A 16,686-nucleotide genomic window follows, 5' to 3' on the forward strand; every position below is an offset into this window, starting at 1 on the left:
CACCGCGAGGAGTCCAGTTCGGACTTCAGCGAACTGGACATACCCCACCTTCCCTGAGGGCGTTTCCGCAGATCAACGCCGGGAAGCCGGGCCACCCCCCGACCAGTGGAGCATGATCCGAAATCGTACTGTTATGCAAAAGTGATCTAGGCGACCAACCCGGAGGGCACCACCGGTCGGATGTCCCCCACCCGCAACGAGGTCCCCGGCAGGCACAGGTCCTTGGCCGTGGGCGGCACCCCGGACAGCATCCACCGCACCAGCGAGGCCAGCTGGTAGGAGATCAGCGGCGGCACCGCGTCGCCCAGGTGGCGGTAGGCGTTGCCCAGCACCGACACGTCGAACCGGAACCGGCGCGGGAAGCCCTGCAGCAGCGCCATCTCCCGCACCGTGCACAACCGGTGCTGCTCCGGGTGGGCGTACCGGCCGTTGCCCACGTGCGCGCACTCCCGCTTGATGGTGCGCGCGGGCTCGTCCCACCACATCCGCCCGTAGACGTCGGGGTGCGACCCCCACCGGCCCGCCTCGATGATCTTGCGCTGCGCCGGGTTGAGCAGGACCTCGGTCTCCGGCGAGCCCACCAGGTCCGCCCACGAGCCGCCGTCGGCCGGGATCGCGCGCATCCGGTCCATGGTCCGGTCCCGGCGGAACGACGGCGAGACGTGCATCGGGTCCTCCGGGTGCGCCCGGCCCGCCTCCACCGGCGGCAGCTTGCCGATCGCCCGCCGCACGGTCACCGCCGAGGGCCGCACCTCCCAGCCGCGCCACAGGTCCGCCATCGTGCGCAGCGGCAGCCCCCCGTCCACCGCCACCACCACGGCGCGCTCGCGCAGCTGCGGCAGGCCGAACCGGGACAGCATGTGCGAACTGGCGTCCACCTCGTAGCCGAGCGCTACCAGCTGCTCGGCCAAGCCCTCCAGGTGGTGGCGCTGCTTGCCCTTCACCAGCTCGCGCGCGTTCTCCAGCAGCATCACCTTGGGCCGCAGCTCGGCCACGAACGCGGCCACCCGGCCCACCAGCGAGTTGCGCGGGTCGTCGCGCAGGTGGTTGGCCGCGGTGATCCGGGTGAACCCCGAGCACGGCGGGCAGGCCACCAGCACGTCCAGCTCGCCCCGCCGCAGCCCCCACACCTCGCGCAGCACCCCGGGGTCGATCCGGCCCAGGTCCACCTGCAGCGGGTCGACGCCGATGTTGTCGCGGTAGATCCCGTTGCAGCGCAACGACCCCAGCGGCGACGACGGCTTGCCCACCTGGGCGTCGGCGGCGCCGACCACGGTGAAGTCGCGGTGCGCCTGGAAGCCGAGGCTCATGCCGCCCGCACCGGAGAACAGGTCGACGACCTTGTAGGGGGATCCGCGCACGGCGGTGATCGTACGGTGGACATGTGACGACACCTCGTCACGGTCGACCCGGTCGGGCGGCGCATCACGTAGCTTGCCCGGCATGGAGCTGCCACCCGCCTGGCAACGGCCGGACCCGTTGCGCGGCTTGGAGGACGTGCCGTGGCACGAGCTGTCCGGCGGGTCCGGTGTGGACGACGAGCTGCGCGGCGCGGCCGAGGGCGACCAGGGCGCGTGCGACCGGCTGGCCGCGCGGCTGCTGGACGAGGACACCGTCTCCGAGGCCAGCGCGTGGGCCGTGCCGTTCCTGGTCGAGCTCGGGGCCAGCTACAAGGTCCCCCCGGACAGCCGCGACCGGGTGATCTTCCTGCTCGCCGCGCTGGCCCTGGCCGGAGCCGGGTTCACCGAGGACGGCAGGCGCACCTGGCGGCGGTGGAACCCGCTGGGCCGCGAGCTGCCCCGGCGGCCACCGGACTGGATCACCCAGACCCGCTACGCCGTGGCCAAGGGCGCCCCCAAGGTGTTCGAGGCGCTGGGCGGCGCGCGGGTGGCCTGCTCGGTGGCGCTGGCCGTCGCGGTGCCCGAAGTGGTCCCGCGCCACGTCGCCGACGTGGCGCGGGACATCGTCTTCGCGGGCACCTTCCCCGAGCCGCTGGCCGACGCCGCCGCCGTCGCGCTGCACCTGGTCAACGGCTGGCCCACCGACGAGGGCTGGGTCTACGCCATCGCCCAGGGCCACCCCGACGTGCTGCGCGACTACGAGGAAGGCGCTTACCCGCCCAACCAGCCCCACGAGGTCACCCTCCAGCTGATGGGCTACCGCTACGCCTACCTGAGCGTGTACGGGGAGCGGGCGCGGGTCACGCGGTGACGGCGTCGAGCTCCACCACCGGGGCGATGGGGGTGTCGTCGGGGATCGGCACGGCGGGTTCCAGGGGACCCAGCGCGGTGCCCCACTCCCGGTCGGCCAGCGCGAAGGCGGCCACGGTCAGCGGGGCCGCCGGGCGGCCGAAGGGCAGCTGGTCGGCGACCAGGTCCAGCTCCAGGCGGGCGCCCAGGGGCGAGGGGCGCAGCCGCAGGGTGCCCTGCGGGACCTCCTCGGGGTGGGCGAACCGGCAGGCCCACTCGGTGAACACCACCGGCCGCTCGACGACCTCGGTCGGGTGCACCGCGCGCACGTTCGCGCCCACCGAGCCGTGCCGGTAGGCGTCCGCCGCGGCCACCAGCAGCTCCTCGAACTCCCGCGACGACACGCCCAGGTCGTGCCCGGCGACCAGGGCCACCTGCGCCAGCGCCAGCGGCAGCTGCGGCAGCGCGTCCTCGAAGCACACCATCGCCCCGCCGTAGCGGGTGTTGATCTCGGTGGGCAGGAACCCGTCCGCGGTGGCGATGCCGTCGAGGGTGAACGTGCCGCGGTAGCCGACGGTCTCGCGCAGCCGCTCGCCGACGCGGCGGGCCAGGTTGCGCATCTCCTCGCGGATGCGGGCGGGCGGGTCGTAGTAGGACGCGCAGCCCGCGTAGAGGAACCGGGCGGAGCCCCGGCGGCGCGGCACCACCATCTCCACCGGCCGCAGCACGGCGGTGCCGTCCGGGAACACGATGCCGTGCACGCTGACCGGGATGCCCTCCAGGAACGGCATCACCCGGACGAACTCGCACTTGGCCGCCAGCACCCGGAAGGCGTCCGCGGCCTCCTCCCGGTCGCGCACCCGCCGCACGAAGTTCGCGCCGCCGTTGATCGCCGGGCCGTCGCCGGACCAGACCACGCCCGCGCCCCGGTCCAGCCGCAGGGTGGCCTCCCACAGCCCGTCGAGGTCCAGGCCCAGCACCTCGGCGGGGGCGCGCGGCGCGGACAGCTCGTCCCACAGCGCGTCGATGGTGGTCTTGTTCTCCAGGTCCACCCACTCGGGGCGGCGGGCGTTGAGCACCGGCCTGCCCGCGAACTCGGGCACCTGGGCGTAGGGGGTGCTGATCACCAGCGCCCGGCCCGCCGGGTCGAACTCGTCCAGCAGCTCGCGGACGCGGCGGTCGGGCGAGGTCAGCATCCGGGTCAGCCGGTTCTGCTCGGTCGCGACGAACCCGCCGCCGATGCCCAGCGGCACCCAGCGGGCCACCTCCGAGTCGTGCAGCGGCGCGTGGTCGTCCGTGGAGAGCACGAGCGCATGTCGGGCGCCGAGCTGGTGCAGCTCCTGGACGCGGCTGCTCAGCCGCGTGCCGCCCGCCAGGACGACCAGGCGGTCGCCGAACAACGTGCCGAGGCGCGCTCGAAGCGCGGAAAGGACATGATCCATCGCCGAGGACTCGCTTTACGAGAAGCAGACGAGAGCACCGGCGAGCGCCGGGTGCCACGCACTGTAGAGGCACCCCTGCGCGTCGGCCTAGCACGGTCCGGCAACGAACCGGATGAAACTTGCCGACGGCTCGCGGGGATCAGCGAGCGGCGTCGCGCAGGACCTGGTCGACGCGGTGCAGGAAGGCGCTGTCGCCCTTCCGCTTCGGGTACGGCAGGGACAGGCTGAGCAGCGTGTCGTCCACCGACGAAGGAGCGGTGGTGACCACCGCGGCGGCTCTCTCCAGGAACCGCCTGCGCTTGGCCTCCCGCTCGGCGTGCTCGGCGAGAGCGCCCTCAATGCTCTTGTGCATGGCTGGCTGCGGGTAACTCACTCGGGTTGTATCGGCGTGGCGCGTCACCACCTTTAGGGCCATTTTTTGCCAGAGTGCCGCGTCCTGATCGGACGGTGCCGTGCTGGGATGTCGGCCATGCGAGTACTGGTCACCGGCGCGTCCGGGTACGTCGGCCGGGCGGTGGCCGCTCAACTGGCGTTCTCCGGCCACGAGGTGGTGCCGTTCACCGGCGACGTGCGGGACGCCCGGGCCGCCGAGGCGGCGGTGCGCGGTGCGGACGCGGTGGTCCACCTGGCCGCACGCGCCCGCGTCCGCGAATCGTTCGAACGGCCGGTGGAGCACTACGACGTCAACGTGGGCGGCACTCTCAACCTGCTGCGCGCCCGGCCCCCGGTGTTCCTGCTCGCCTCGACCGCCGCCGTCTACGGCACCTCCCGCACCGGCGTGCTCACCGAGGACACCCCCCGCGACCCCGCCAGCCCTTACGCCGCCTCGAAAGCCGCCGCCGAGGACGCGGTGGCCTGGGCGGCGCGGGCGGGCGCGGTGCTGCGCCTGTTCAACGTCGCGGGCGGCGGCGACCGCGACGACACCCGGATCGTCACCAGGGCGTGCGAGGTGGCCGCGGGCAGGCTGCCGTCGCTGGAGGTCTACGGCGACGGCTCGGCGGTGCGCGACTTCGTGCACGTGCGGGACGTGGCGCGGGCGTTCGCGCTGGTGCTGGAGCGCTGCCGGGAGGGGCACGCGGTCTACAACGTGGGCGCCACCCCGGCCAGCGTGGCCGACGTGCTCGGCGCGGTGGAGCGGGTCAGCGGCAGGCCGCCCGCCGTCCGCCGCCGCCCCGCGCACCCCGGCGAGGCGCGGGTGCTGCGCGCGGACACCGCCAGGCTGCGCGCGCTGGGCTGGCGGCCGGTGGAGTCCGACCTGGACGAGCTGGTGCGCGACCAGTGGGCCAGCGCCGCCTCACCGCCCGCCGGGTGACCTGCGCGGCACCCGGACCCGGTCGAGGTCGGCCGCCACCACCACCTCCCCGCCGAACACCTCCTCCGCTTCCGCGCGGAAAGCGCCGGGATCGGCGTAGCGCTGGGAGAAGTGCGTCAGCACCAGCGTGCGCACCCCGCACTCGGCGGCCACCCGCGCGGCCTGCCGGGCGGTCAGGTGGCCGTGCTCGACGGCCAGGCGCTCGTCCGCGTGCAAGTAGGTGGACTCGATGACCAGCATGTCCGCCCGGTCGGCCAGCTCGAACACCCCGTCGCACAGCCGGGTGTCCATGACGAACGCGAAGCGCTGGCCGGGGCGCGGCTCGCTGACCGCCGCCAGCAGCGGCCCGCCCTCCTCCAGCACCTGCCGCACCCGAGGGCCGCTGATGCCGTGCCGCGCCAGCAGCTCCGGCACCATCCGCCTGCCGTCCGGCTCGACCAGCCGGTACCCGAAGGTCTCCAGCGGGTGGTCCAGCGCACGCGCCTCCAGCACGCCGAACCCGCCCTCGGCCACCACCCCGTCGCGCGCCACCGGCACCTCGCGGACGTCCACCACGTCGTGGAAGGAGCTGGCGTGCCGCAGCCGCTGGAAGAAGTGCGCCCCCGACGCCGGGTAGTGCGCGTGCACCGGGTGCGGCACCCGGTCCAGCGACATCCGCTGCACCACGCCCGGCACGCCCAGGCAGTGGTCGCCGTGGAAGTGCGTCAGGCAGATCCGGGTGATGTCGCCCGCCGCCACCCCGGCCAGCAGCAGCTGCCGCTGCGCGCCGTCACCGGGGTCGAACAGGAAACCCTCGCCGTCCCAGCGCAGCAGGTAGCCGTTGTGGTTGCGGGTGCGCGTGGGAACCTGGCTCGCGGTGCCGAGCACGACCAGCTCTCGGGTGGACACGTGGCAGAGTTTGCGCCATGCAGAGCTTGCGCGCGGTGTCCCGGTGGCCGGTCGAGAACGCGGCCACCGGCGTGGTGTCCGCCGACGGCCGGGTGCTGGGCACCTTCGGCGACGTGGAGCGGCGCTTCCCCCTGGCCTCGGTGACCAAGCCGCTCACCGCCTACGCGGTGCTGGTGGCCGTCGAGGAGGGCGCGGTGGAGTGGGACCAGCCGGTGGGCCCGGCCACCCTGCGGCACCTGATCGCGCACACCTCCGGCCTGGCGTTCGACTCGGACAAGGTCCAGGCCCCGCCCGGCGAGCGGCGGATCTACTCCAACACCGGCTTCGAGGTGATGGCCGCGTTCGTCGAGTCGGCCACCGAGATCCCGTTCGCCGACTACCTGACCGAAGCCGTGCTCGCCCCGCTGGGCATGACCTCCACCGCGCTGACCGGCTCCCCCGCCGCGGGCGCCGTGTCCACGGTGTCGGACCTGCTGCGCTTCGCCGCCGAGGTGCAGTCGCCCCGGCTGGTCTCCGCCGAGCTGGTCGCCGAGGCGACCTCGGTGCAGTTCCCCGGCCTGAAGGGGGTGCTGCCGGGGTACGGCTCGCAGCGCCACAACGACTGGGGGCTGGGCTTCGAGATCAAGTCGGACAAGTCGCCGCACTGGACCGGCGCGGGCAGCTCCCCGCGCACGTTCGGCCACTTCGGGCAGAGCGGCACGTTCCTGTGGGTGGACCCGGCGGTGGGGGCGGCCTGCGTGGCGCTGGCCGACCGGCCGTTCGGCGAGTGGGCCGTCGCGGCCTGGCCACCGTTCACCGACGGGGTGCTGGCCGAGCTGGGCTGAGCGCCCGAAGTTCCCCCTGTGGGCGACCCCGGTGATCGTGTACGTTTTTCACGTATCACCAAAAGCCCTGCTCGGCGGCGGCTCGAGGGACGCCGGCACTCCGGGCGGGCGGACCTCAACGGGGGGAAACCTCTCTTGTCCGACACTTCCGCGCGCCGCGACGGCGCGAGATCCCGCACGCCCCGGATCGCGATCGCGAGCGCCTTAGCGCTCTCGGTCGCGCTCAGCGGCCCGATGGCCTGGGCGCAGGAGACCACCGCACCGACCACCGCACCGACCACCGCCCAGCCCGAGCGGGTCGCGGCCGAAGCCGTGCCCCAGGTGGCGGACCTGAAGGTCACCGCCGCCTTCGAGCGGGCCGAGTACGCGCCCGAGTCGACCATGAACCTCACGGTCACCGTCGAGAACAAGGGTGCCGCTCCCGCCACCGACATCCGCTTCACCACCAGTGGCAACGTCTCGCTCGAGTCCGGCGGCGAGCAGCTACGCCGCCTCCCCGGCCCGAGCCTGGCACCCGGCGAGCGGCTGACCATCCAACTGGTGGTCAAGCAGATCGCCGCGGACAGCAGCACCGCCGAGTTCGAGGTGCACGTCTCCGACGGGTACCAGCAGCATCCCGCGGTGGACCCGACGCCGAGCGACAACCGCGCGAAGGTCACCGCGCAGGTGCCCCAAGGTCGCGGCACCGTCTCCGGCGTGGTCTACACCGACCACAACGGCAACGGGCAGCCCGACAGCGGCGAGGCGCTGTCCGGCTTGAGCGTCCAGGCCACCGGCGGTGCGCCCTTCGCCCTGCGGGGCGCCCGGACCGGCAGCAGCGGCGAGTTCCGCTTCACCGACGCGCCGACCGGCCGCTACCGGCTCTACTTCCCCAGCTCCACCCTCGTGGTCCAACCCGGCTCCAGCGAGTTCACCGTGCGGGCGGGCGAGACGACCAACCTCGCCATCCCCGCCGTGCCGCCGGTCTCGGAGGTGCTGCGGTCGTCGGTGGCGCTGGACCGCGACAGCTACCGCCGCACCGACCCGGTCACCCTCCAGGTCACGCTGACCAACACCGGCGCCAAGCCGCTCACCCGCGTGGTCGCGGTGTGCTACCCGTGGAGCTCGGCACCCCCGGGGCCCGGCTGGGCCCCGCTGAACCCCGACGGTCCCGGCGTCGACCTGGCACCGGGCGAGACCAAGTCCCTGACCGTCACCGACGTGGTGCCCGACGCCGCCTACAACGCGGGCCAACTCGAAGTCTCCTGCAGGTTCGGCGACAACGGCGGGAACACCGAGGGCTACACCAGTTCTTCGGACCTGGCGGAGGTCACCGGCGCGTTCGGCGGCGTCGAGGGCACCCTCCTGCGCGCCGACGCGAACGGCGCGGAAACCCCGCTGGCCGGTGCCCAGCTGATCGCTCTCGACCAGCGCAGCGGTTTGCGCACCTACACGGCGTTCTCGGACAGCACGGGCCGGTGGTCGATGCCGAAGCTGCCGATCGGGACCACCAAGGTGCTCGTGCTGGGCCCGTACCGCGCCAAGGACGGTGGCGAGCACGTCGTCGAGATCAAGCCCGAGCAGACCGTGCAGGCCCGGTTCGTCGTCGTGGACGGTCCGGCGGTCACCGAGCCAGGGCACGCGCCGGACATCCGGGTCACCGCCTCGTTCGACAAGGCGTCCTACGACATGGCGGAGCCGATCCGCGCCACCGTGAGGATCGCCAACGTGGGCACCGGCTTCGGCGAGTCGATCGGCCTGCGGATCGAGAACGTCGACTCGGCGCTGTCCTACGACCGGGCGCAGTGGGGCGACCTGCTGCCCAACGGCGGCTCCCCCTCCTCGGCGAAGCTGTGGCCGGGTGAGGAGCGGGTGATCACGCTGGTCGGCACCCAGCCGAGCTACCGACCCAACGGCACCGTCCGGCTCAAGGCCACCATCACCGCCTCCGACAGCAACCAGTCCGACAACGTCATCGACATCTCCGCCGCCATGACCCACAGCACCGGCGACGCGGTGGCGCTGGTCTACGGCGACCGCGACGGCGACGGCGCGTTCGACCAGGGCGAGGAGCTGCCCGACGTCCAAGTCGGCTTCGAGGGCGGGATGCCGTGGACGTGGGTCGACGGCAAGACCGACGCGTCCGGCCGGTTCCGGCTGGAGGACGTGCCCGCAGGCCACTACCAGCTGTTCCTGTTCGGCACCGACGACGGCTGGATCTCGCCGCCGGACCTCTACCGCATCGTCACGGTGAAGGCGGACCAGGAGGTGAGCGCCGAGTTCCGCCTCGTCCGCCCGCAGTCGGACGAGGCGGAAGGTGCCGCTGTTCTTCGACCGGCCGTCGTACCGACCCGATGAGCGGCCGCACCCGCGCGGGGGGTGTCCGCCGGGCTTGATCCCCGGTGGGTGCGGCGCGATCGCCACACCCACCGGGCCCGGACTAATCCCTGGGCGGTTTCCGGGTGGTGCGGGTGCGCGGCGCGGACGGCGGGGGCACCACCGGCCCGATGTCGCCGTCCGGGGCCTCGTCCAGGTCCACGACGACCGGCGCGTGGTCGCTGGGGCTGGTCCCCTTGCGTGCCTTGCGGTCGACCCACGCCGCCCGCACCCGCCCCGCCACGGTCTCCGCCGCCAGCACCAGGTCGATGCGCATCCCCAGGTCCTGGTGGAACATGCCACCTCGGTAGTCCCAGTAGCTGAAGACGCGCTGGTCGGGCCAGCGGTCGCGGACCACGTCGCGCAGGCCGAACTCCGCCAGCGCGGCCCGCTCGGCCGCCGTGACGTGGGTGTGCCCGACGAACACGGCCGGGTCGTACACGTCGGCGTCGGCCGGGGCGATGTTGATGTCGCCGCAGACCAGCACGTCCTGCGGCCCCCCGCGCACGACCTCCCGCAGCGCGGCCAGCCAGGCGAGCTTGTAGTGGTAGTGGTCCGAGTCGACGGCGCGGCCGTTGGGCACGTAGACGGAGTGCACGCGCACACCGCCGCACGTCGCGGCCACCGCCCGCGCCTCCGGGTCCGGGAAGCCCGGCGCACCCTCGACGCCGAGCGTCACCTCGTCCAGGCCGACGCGGGACAGGATCGCCACCCCGTTCCACTGCGGCTGGCCGTGCGCGGCGAAGGCGTAACCGCGATCCGCCAGCTCCTCGCCGAGCAGCGCGGCGAAGGCGTCACTGGTCAGCTTGAGCTCCTGCAGGCACACCACGTCGGGCCCGCGCTCGTCCAGCCACGCCAGGAGCCTGGGCATCCGCTGCTTCACCGAGTTCACGTTCCACGTGGCGACGCGCACCGCTGCACGGTATCCCGGCAGGCGGCCGGCCGCCGCGTCCACGCGCCGGAACCCCGTCCGTCGTCGTGCCGCTGTCGATCACCGGTGGCACGATCGTGCGATGCGCACCTCGACCACCGCCGCCACCGTCGAGGAGTGGGTGCACGGCTGGGCGCTGTCCCGCCGCACGCCCGCCCCGGTGCGGGAGCCGGACGGCTACCGCATCGACGTGGGGAAGGTGGTGCACCGCGTGCGCTTCGTGCTGCCGGACACCGCCACCGTCGCGCACCGGGCCAGGACGCTGACCGCTCCGGGGACGTGGTTGAAGGTGTGCGGGGAGCGGGACGCGGTGATCGCCGACCTGACGCCCGCGTGGCTGGTCAGTCCGCCGGAGTTCCTCATGACGGTTGACCTGCGGGTCGAGGACGTGACGGTCCCGTCGCCTTACCGGGTGGAAGTCATCGCCGATCCGGGTGGCGCGGTGTGCGATGCGGTGGTGCACGCCGCCGACGGGTCGACCGCGTCCAGCGGGCGGGTCGCGGTGTGGGGCGCGGCGGCCGTGGTCGACCAGGTCTCCACCGATCCCGCGCACCGGCGGCGCGGGCTGGGCCGGGTCGTGATGCGCTCCCTGGCGGCCGCGGCGGTGGAGCGCGGGGCGAGCCGGGCGGTGCTGCTGGCCACCGAGGAGGGGGCGCGGCTCTACCGGTCCGTGGGTTGGTCGGTGGCCTCCCCGGTCACCGCCGCCCACCTGCCGGTGGACGACCGGCCCACGGGCTGAGGGTCAGGCGGGGTCGCGAGGGGTGTACAGCATGACCCAGTGATCCCTTTCCGGGTCGTGCAGCATCTCGATGTCGAAGTTCAGCCATCCCTGGGCCGGGTGGCGGATGTGCTTCACCGCGGATCGCCGCGTCTCCACCTCGCCCCGCTCCCAGTGGTCGCGGAAGCTCGTGCTGGTCGCGGCGAGTTCGGCGCGCAGTGCCTGGAGGTACCGGTCGCCGGGGTACCGGCTGAGCGCCCCGCGGAACTCCGCCGCCGCGACGCGGACGAGCAGCTCCGCCCCCTCGTCGCCGAGGAGGTCGGGCAGCGCCGTGGCGGTGAAGACCTGGTAGGCGATGTTGCGCCCGTACGGTCCCGTGGCGGCGAGCGGCTGGAGCAGCTCGGCGGCGGCGGTGTTGAGCGCCAGCAGGTCCAGGCGGCCGTCGTGCACGGTGACCGGCATCGTGCCCGCCAAGCCGTGCAGCATCCGCAAAAGCCCTGGGCGGACCGCGGCCTCCGGCGACTCGGGTTCGGGCGGCGGCTCGCCCGCGAGCCGGAACAGGTGGTCCCGCTCGGCTCTCGACAACTCGAACGCCCGCGCCAGCGCGGCGAGGATCTCACGGGAGGAGCGCGGGGCCCTGCCCTGTTCGAGGCGGGTGTAGTACTCGACGGAAATTCCCGCGAGGTCGGCCAGTTCCTGACGCCGCAGACCCGGAACCCGTCGCCGCGACGCACGCGCCCCCGCCCCGGGTTCCGGCGGAATCATCCCCGCCCGTCGACGACGCAGGTACTCCCCGAACTCCGTCCGGTCGGCGCTGGGCACGCGCGTCATTGTCCCCGGCGCGGCACCCGGTCGCGTTGCCTGGCCCCGCCGATACCAGGCTCGGCGAGGTCTTCCCGGCCCGCGCGACCTCGCGCAGATTGACGCGCATGACCAGTACAGCTTGGGCTCTCCCCATTCCGCACGAGCGGGTCCAGGAGTTCCGCGACCTGATGGCCGACCTGAACGAGGACCTGTCCGGGCTCGCCGAACGAGCGCAAGCCGTCGGGTACCACCGGGAGCGGATGTGGCTCCAGCCCGACCAGGACGGCGACGCGGCGCTCATCGTCTACCTCGAATTCGACGAGGGCGTGGACCTGGCGACGTTCTCCGAGCGGCTGCTCGCCTACGAATCCGAGTTCACGCGCTGGTGGACGCCCCGCTTCGAGTCCTTCGGGCTGCCGAGGTCGTTCGGCGAACCGCTGCTGTCCTGGGACGCCGAGAGGACGAGCAGCGGCGCTCGCACCGGAGGGCGGTCGTGACCGGATCGACGCCGACCGCCGGGCCGGAAGCGGCGCTCGGGCTCGCCCGTGACTTCATCGACGCGATCCAGGCCAAGGACCTCGACGCCGTCGCGGCGACCCTGGCGACCGACGCGCGGCAGTTGTTCATGCACTCGACCGCGACCAGGAGCGGTGAGGGGGTCGCGGACATCATCGCGGGCCGGAGGAAGGGGTTCTGCGTCGCCGACGTCAAGGGCAAGGAGGAGATCCTCGCCTACACGGAGGCGCTGTTCGCCAAGTTCACCCCGCTGCTCTGGCGCGATCACGAGTGGACCGTTTCCGCGAGCGGCGAGGTCTTCTTCAGCGGGAAGGGGGACATGGTCGTCGCCCGGACGGGCAAGCCGTACCGCAACAGCTACCTGACCCGATTCGACGTCCACGACGGGAAGATCGTCCGGATGGCGGAGTACGGCGACGTGCTCATGTACGCCCGCCTGGGCGTGCGGCCGAACGGGGCGGAGTTCCGGGCCCTGCTCCGGGCGGTCGGGCGCTTGTTCTCCCCCGCGCGGTCCTCCCGGTCGGGCAGGTAACGGTGACGGGGTGGCCGAGGTCGCGCAACGCCCGGCGGTCACCCCGGACACACCCGCCCCCCACGACCAGGACGCTGAAGGGGCTTTTCGCGAAAGCCTTTCCGGACACCGCGATCAACGCCTCTCGGTCACGTGGCATCCCGTGGCCGTCCGCGACTCATGCCCCACCTGTGCTGACAGGATTTCCAACCTGGCCGGGCAGGGACAACCGCCCTTGGTGCGCCCTCACGCGCTCAGCGAAGCGAAGACAGCCCGCCTCCACGAGCTTGCCCGCCAAGTCGGCGCGACCGCCTTTGCGGACCCAGTACAGAGTCTGTTCACGGGTCACCCGCTGCACCAGGTGCGGCGCGCTGTCGTCGACCAACATGAAGAAGTCGTCAGGTTTGTAGACCTCGTAGGGCCTCGCGTCCGCATCACACCCCGTGGCGAAAAAGCCGTTGTCGCCGGTCAGGACGATGTCCGCCTGACAAGCCACCGCCGCGGCGTGTACGTGCTGATCGTCGCCGTCCTTGCCGAAGAACGAGCCGTCGATGGTGAAATCGTCGACCCGGCCTCCTTCGAAGGTCTTCGCGATCAGGTCTCGCACGGAAGTGATCTTCGCTCCCGACCAGGTCGGATGCCTTCGACGGAGGCGGTAGATCACCTCAGCGAGCACATCTTCAGTCCAGTAGACCGTGTAGATCTCTTCAGCCGATTCGAGTTGCAACAGCGCAAGCCAGTCCCGCAAAGTACGGGAGTACAGCACGTTCGCGTCCACGAACACTCTCGTTGAGACCACCGCAAGAGGCTAGCCGCTGTCGCATCCCCTATCGATGACCGGGCCGATAGTCGGTGAAATGAGAATCAGTCGTCTTCCAAATCCCGCAGCTCGTTGAACGCGGCCAGTTGGCGCCGCCGCCGCGCATCCCGCTCCCGCAACACATCAACCGTCCGCAAGCGGGTGTGCGTGCCGACCTTGTGCGAGGGGATCTCCCCGGCGTTGATCTTGCGCATCAGAGTAGGCCGCGAGATGCCCAACAGCTTGGCGGCCGCAGTGGTCGTCAACTCCTCCGGCATCGCGCTGACCGTGACCGCATGCCCCCGCGCCACAGCGCGAACGACCTGAGCGATGATCGCCGACAGCTCATCGGGCACCGGAACCTCAGCGCCTTGCCCGTCGGACACCGCGGTGAACCGCGCACCACCAGGGGAGAGCAGGCTCATCAGCGCTCGCGCCTGCTGCTGGTCACGCTCGTCCGCCAACAGGACATCACGATCAGCCGTAGCCACCACGGTCGACACCGTCACCACTCCCTCAGCGGGGCACTTACAGTTACAACCGACCGGCCGTACACTTATATGTGCAACCCAGAGCTATCAGACCACGCCTGTCGCATGAGCGCAACCTCAAGCACGCAGGCCGCAACACAGCGGCCACGGGTCAACGGATCTTGTGGCTCAACCCGACCAGTGTGACGACTGGCACCTACATCGAAGTGGTCGGAAGCGTCCAGCGGGAGGCCGTCGATCGGGCGGGCGGGCTGTTCGACGACAGCGAGCGCGCTGCCGAGTAGGGCGTTGTCATCAGAACTGTCGTCAAAGGCCCCGCCGGAAGAATCCGGCGGGGCCTTTGACTGGTGCGCGCTCGGCAGGATTCGAACCTGCAACCTTCTGATCCGTAGTCAGATGCTCTATCCGTTGAGCTACGAGCGCATCGTTCTTCAGTTGTCACCCGGTGGAGCTGGGTGTTGCGGAGGCTCCGGGATTTGAACCCGGGATGGGCGGTAAACCCAAACCGCATTAGCAGTGCGGCGCCATAGACCAGACTAGGCGAAGCCTCCCGGAGCCCTCGGCTACGACGCATAGGTTACACACACCCCCGACGTAGAAGCAAAACGCCCCCCTCCCACCGGCATCTGCGCTGGTCAGAGCGCAGATGCCGGGGTCGAGAAGGGCGTTCAGCGGCCGTTGGGGGCCCGTTCAGTGACGAGCGTCTCAGACAAGATCCAAAAACGGCCGCAGGGATGCCGGGTTGCGCAGCGCGTCCAGGCTGACCGCGCGCTCGGGCGGGGTGCCCGCGAGGATCTTCTTGACCGGCACCTCGCACTTCTTGCCGTTGAGGGTCCGGGGGATCTCCTCGACCGCGACGAACCGGTCGGGGACGTGCCGGGGGGACAGGTTGGCGCGCAGCGCCGCCCGCAGGCCGGGTTCGACGTCCGCCAGCGCCACGCCGGGGTCCAGGACCAGGAAGCACAGCAGCTCGCCGTCCGGGTTGGCCGCGCTGGAGGTGTCGATGACCAGCGAGTCGGCCACGCCCGCCGCGCCTTCCACCACGCGGTAGAACTCGCTGGTGCCCATCCGCACGCCGCCGCGGTTGAGGGTGGAGTCGCTGCGGCCGTGGATGACGGCCGAGCCGCGCTCGGTGATGGTGATCCAGTCCCCGTGCCGCCACACCCCCGGATAGGTGTCGAAGTACGCCTCGCGCAGCCGTGAGCCGTCCTCGTCGCCCCAGAAGAACACCGGCATGGACGGCATGGGCTCGGTGACGACCAGCTCCCCCACCTCGCCGACCACCGGCCGCCCCTCCGGGGAGTAGGAGCGCACGGCCGCGCCCAGCGCCCGGCAGGACAGCTCGCCCAGCCACACCGGCAGGTCCGGGGAGGCGGCCACGAACGCGGTGCACACGTCGGTGCCGCCGGAGACGGAGGCGATCTGGACCTCGCCCACGGCGTCGGCGATCCAGCGGAAGCCCTCGGGGGTGAGGGGCGCGCCGGTCGAGCCGACGACGCACAGCGCCGAGAGGTCGAACGTCCGCGCGGGTTCCAGGCCCTCCTTGAGGCACGACTGGACGTAGGGGGCCGAGGTGCCGAAGTAGGTGATGCGGTCCTCGGCGGCCATGCGCCACAGCGCCGACAGGTCGGGGTGGGCGGGGCTGCCGTCGAACAGCACGATCGTCGTGCCGACCAGCAGGCCGGAGACCAGGTAGTTCCACATCATCCAGCCGGTGGTGGTGAACCAGAAGAACCGCTCCCCCGGCCCGAGGTCGCTGTGCAGGGCGAGCATCTTCAGGTGCTCCAGGACGATGCCGCCGTGCCCTTGGACGATGCCCTTGGGCAGTCCGGTGGTGCCGGAGGAGTAGAGCACCCACAGGGGGTGGTCGAACGGCACCGGCTCGAACGCCGGCTCGGCTCCGGCGAAATCGGTGAGCAGGGAGTTCCACGGCACGACGTCGGGCAGCGAGCCGCCCGCGTAGTCGACGAGCACGGTGGCCTTGAGCGACGGGATCTCCTCGCGCAGCCGTTCCACGGTGGGCCGCACGTCGAAGGCGCGGCCGTTGTAGCGGTAGCCGTCGACGGCGACCAGGACGGTGGGCTCGATCTGGGCGAAGCGGTCGACCACGGCCCGCGCGCCGAAGTCCGGGGAGCAGGAGGACCAGGTGGCGCCCAGCGACGCGGCGGCCAGGAAGGCGATCAGGGCTTCGGGCGAGTTGGGCACCAGCGCGGCCACGCGGTCGCCGCGGCGCACGCCCAGCGACACCAGGCCCGCGCGCACGGCGGCGACGCGCTCGCGCAGCTCGGCGTAGGTGAGCCGGGCGGTCAGGCCGTCCTCGCGGTGGAACACCACGGCCTCGCCCTCGTGGCGCAGCGCGTGCTCGGCGTAGTTGAGGGTCGCGCCGGGGAACCACGACGCGCCGGGCATCGACCGGTCGGCGAGCACCCGTTCGGGCGGTTGGTGGAAGGCGACCCCGAAGAAGTCGGCGACGGCTCCCCAGAAGCCCTCCAGGTCCTCGGTGGACCACCGCCACAGCGCGTCGTAGTCGGCGAAGTCCAGTCCCCGCTCGGCTCGTAGCCAGTCGCGGAAGGCGGTCATGCGGCTGGCCGCGACCCGGTCGGGGTCGGGCTGCCACAGCGGTCGTGCCCCACCGGCGGCGGCGGTGCCTGCCTGCGTGTCGGTCATACCGACGTTCCTAGCCGATGCGACCGCCTGGGGCCACGGTCGACGGGCCGGTTCCGATCGGTTCCGGTCGGTTCCGGTCAGTTCCGGCTCGCGACCGCCACCACCTGCTCCACGGCCGAGGTCAGCCGGGGCGCGTCGGTCGGGGTGAGCACCAGCCAGCCGTCGTCGCGCCGCACCAGGTAGCGGCCATCGGCGGTGTCCAGCCACGACACCGTGTCACCGGTCAGGTGCAGGTAGCC

General features: G+C 72.2%; 17 protein-coding genes and 2 tRNA genes. 7 read left to right on the top strand and 12 right to left on the bottom strand.

Annotation, left to right across the window (positions count from 1 at the left end; all coding sequences use genetic code 11):
- Positions 1-146 precede the first annotated feature (146 nt).
- Positions 147-1,361, bottom strand: a complete 1,215-nt coding sequence (locus IEZ00_RS02560) for a DNA cytosine methyltransferase (protein WP_189221375.1) — start codon at positions 1,359-1,361, stop codon at positions 147-149.
- An 82-nt stretch (positions 1,362-1,443) separates the two neighbouring features.
- Between IEZ00_RS02560 and IEZ00_RS02565 the strand changes: the two genes are divergently transcribed.
- Positions 1,444-2,211 carry a hypothetical protein gene (locus IEZ00_RS02565; RefSeq protein WP_189221376.1) on the top strand — a complete coding sequence of 256 codons (768 nt, stop codon included), beginning with the start codon at positions 1,444-1,446 and terminating at the stop codon, positions 2,209-2,211.
- Here IEZ00_RS02565 and IEZ00_RS02570 read toward each other — a convergent pair.
- Both IEZ00_RS02570 and IEZ00_RS02575 read right to left on the bottom strand, forming a co-directional pair.
- Positions 2,201-3,631 carry an ATP-grasp domain-containing protein gene (locus tag IEZ00_RS02570; RefSeq protein ID WP_189221377.1) on the bottom strand — a complete coding sequence of 477 codons (1,431 nt, stop codon included), beginning with the start codon at positions 3,629-3,631 and terminating at the stop codon, positions 2,201-2,203. The genes IEZ00_RS02565 and IEZ00_RS02570 overlap by 11 nt on opposite strands.
- A 139-nt stretch (positions 3,632-3,770) precedes the next feature.
- Positions 3,771-3,983 carry a hypothetical protein gene (locus IEZ00_RS02575; protein ID WP_189221378.1) on the bottom strand — a complete coding sequence of 71 codons (213 nt, stop codon included), beginning with the start codon at positions 3,981-3,983 and terminating at the stop codon, positions 3,771-3,773.
- Positions 3,984-4,100: 117 nt separating this feature from the next.
- Here IEZ00_RS02575 and IEZ00_RS02580 point away from each other — a divergent pair, with 117 nt between their 5' ends.
- Entirely contained in the window at positions 4,101-4,943 is an 843-nt protein-coding gene (locus IEZ00_RS02580; protein ID WP_189221379.1) for an NAD-dependent epimerase/dehydratase family protein, read from the top strand.
- Here IEZ00_RS02580 and IEZ00_RS02585 read toward each other — a convergent pair.
- Entirely contained in the window at positions 4,926-5,831 is a 906-nt protein-coding gene (locus IEZ00_RS02585; RefSeq protein ID WP_189221380.1) for a ribonuclease Z, read from the bottom strand. The genes IEZ00_RS02580 and IEZ00_RS02585 overlap by 18 nt on opposite strands.
- Before the next feature lie 17 nt (positions 5,832-5,848).
- Between IEZ00_RS02585 and IEZ00_RS02590 the strand changes: the two genes are divergently transcribed.
- Both IEZ00_RS02590 and IEZ00_RS02595 read left to right on the top strand, forming a co-directional pair.
- Positions 5,849-6,655, top strand: coding sequence for a serine hydrolase domain-containing protein (locus tag IEZ00_RS02590; protein WP_189221381.1), 807 nt, complete (start codon positions 5,849-5,851; stop codon positions 6,653-6,655).
- 135 nt (positions 6,656-6,790) lie between these two features.
- The gene (locus IEZ00_RS02595) at positions 6,791-8,992 is read left to right on the top strand and encodes a carboxypeptidase-like regulatory domain-containing protein (RefSeq protein ID WP_189221382.1); all 2,202 of its coding nucleotides are present in this window, start codon (positions 6,791-6,793) and stop codon (positions 8,990-8,992) included.
- A gap of 82 nt (positions 8,993-9,074) precedes the next feature.
- Here the strand turns inward: IEZ00_RS02595 and IEZ00_RS02600 are convergent, their stop codons facing one another.
- Positions 9,075-9,923: an exodeoxyribonuclease III gene (locus IEZ00_RS02600; protein WP_189221383.1), complete on the bottom strand. Its 849-nt coding sequence runs from the start codon at positions 9,921-9,923 to the stop codon at positions 9,075-9,077.
- Between the two features lie 100 nt (positions 9,924-10,023).
- On the opposite strand from IEZ00_RS02600, the gene IEZ00_RS02605 reads away from it, so the two are divergent.
- Positions 10,024-10,680: a GNAT family N-acetyltransferase gene (locus IEZ00_RS02605; RefSeq protein ID WP_189221384.1), complete on the top strand. Its 657-nt coding sequence runs from the start codon at positions 10,024-10,026 to the stop codon at positions 10,678-10,680.
- Positions 10,681-10,683: 3 nt separating this feature from the next.
- Here the strand turns inward: IEZ00_RS02605 and IEZ00_RS02610 are convergent, their stop codons facing one another.
- Complete coding sequence (locus tag IEZ00_RS02610) at positions 10,684-11,481, bottom strand: helix-turn-helix transcriptional regulator (protein WP_229794926.1); 798 nt, start codon at positions 11,479-11,481, stop codon at positions 10,684-10,686.
- Positions 11,482-11,588: 107 nt separating this feature from the next.
- Between IEZ00_RS02610 and IEZ00_RS02615 the strand changes: the two genes are divergently transcribed.
- Positions 11,589-11,960 carry a hypothetical protein gene (locus IEZ00_RS02615; RefSeq protein ID WP_189221386.1) on the top strand — a complete coding sequence of 124 codons (372 nt, stop codon included), beginning with the start codon at positions 11,589-11,591 and terminating at the stop codon, positions 11,958-11,960.
- Complete coding sequence (locus tag IEZ00_RS02620; protein WP_189221387.1) at positions 11,957-12,511, top strand: nuclear transport factor 2 family protein; 555 nt, start codon at positions 11,957-11,959, stop codon at positions 12,509-12,511. The genes IEZ00_RS02615 and IEZ00_RS02620 overlap by 4 nt, the downstream gene beginning before the upstream one ends.
- A 157-nt stretch (positions 12,512-12,668) precedes the next feature.
- Here the strand turns inward: IEZ00_RS02620 and IEZ00_RS02625 are convergent, their stop codons facing one another.
- From IEZ00_RS02625 to IEZ00_RS38060, 6 genes are all read right to left on the bottom strand, one after another.
- Complete coding sequence (locus tag IEZ00_RS02625) at positions 12,669-13,268, bottom strand: PIN domain-containing protein (protein ID WP_229794929.1); 600 nt, start codon at positions 13,266-13,268, stop codon at positions 12,669-12,671.
- Positions 13,269-13,354: 86 nt separating this feature from the next.
- A complete protein-coding gene (locus IEZ00_RS02630; RefSeq protein ID WP_229794931.1) occupies positions 13,355-13,792 on the bottom strand; it encodes a helix-turn-helix domain-containing protein in 438 nt (145 codons plus the stop codon).
- Between the two features lie 338 nt (positions 13,793-14,130).
- Positions 14,131-14,203 (bottom strand) — tRNA-Arg (locus tag IEZ00_RS02635).
- A gap of 38 nt (positions 14,204-14,241) precedes the next feature.
- Positions 14,242-14,331: transfer RNA gene (locus IEZ00_RS02640), tRNA-Ser, on the bottom strand.
- Between the two features lie 154 nt (positions 14,332-14,485).
- Positions 14,486-16,447, bottom strand: coding sequence for an acetoacetate--CoA ligase (locus IEZ00_RS02645; protein WP_189221389.1), 1,962 nt, complete (start codon positions 16,445-16,447; stop codon positions 14,486-14,488).
- Between the two features lie 77 nt (positions 16,448-16,524).
- On the bottom strand, positions 16,525-16,659 hold the full coding sequence (locus IEZ00_RS38060) for an ESX secretion-associated protein EspG (protein WP_373293067.1): 135 nt from the start codon (positions 16,657-16,659) through the stop codon (positions 16,525-16,527).
- Between the last annotated feature and the right edge of the window lie 27 nt (positions 16,660-16,686).

The organism is Saccharothrix coeruleofusca (assembly GCF_014648515.1).
GTDB classification, from domain to species: domain Bacteria; phylum Actinomycetota; class Actinomycetes; order Mycobacteriales; family Pseudonocardiaceae; genus Actinosynnema; species Actinosynnema coeruleofuscum.

Bases quoted from the DNA above. Each gene is read 5' to 3' on its own strand.
- IEZ00_RS02565 (WP_189221376.1), top strand. From the start codon at position 1,444: ATGGAGCTGCCACCCGCCTGGCAACGGCCGGACCCGTTGCGCGGCTTG.
- IEZ00_RS02570 (WP_189221377.1), bottom strand. From the start codon at position 3,631: ATGGATCATGTCCTTTCCGCGCTTCGAGCGCGCCTCGGCACGTTGTTC.
- IEZ00_RS02575 (WP_189221378.1), bottom strand. From the start codon at position 3,983: ATGCACAAGAGCATTGAGGGCGCTCTCGCCGAGCACGCCGAGCGGGAG.
- IEZ00_RS02580 (WP_189221379.1), top strand. From the start codon at position 4,101: ATGCGAGTACTGGTCACCGGCGCGTCCGGGTACGTCGGCCGGGCGGTG.
- IEZ00_RS02590 (WP_189221381.1), top strand. From the start codon at position 5,849: ATGCAGAGCTTGCGCGCGGTGTCCCGGTGGCCGGTCGAGAACGCGGCC.
- IEZ00_RS02605 (WP_189221384.1), top strand. From the start codon at position 10,024: ATGCGCACCTCGACCACCGCCGCCACCGTCGAGGAGTGGGTGCACGGC.
- IEZ00_RS02615 (WP_189221386.1), top strand. From the start codon at position 11,589: ATGACCAGTACAGCTTGGGCTCTCCCCATTCCGCACGAGCGGGTCCAG.
- IEZ00_RS02645 (WP_189221389.1), bottom strand. From the start codon at position 16,447: ATGACCGACACGCAGGCAGGCACCGCCGCCGCCGGTGGGGCACGACCG.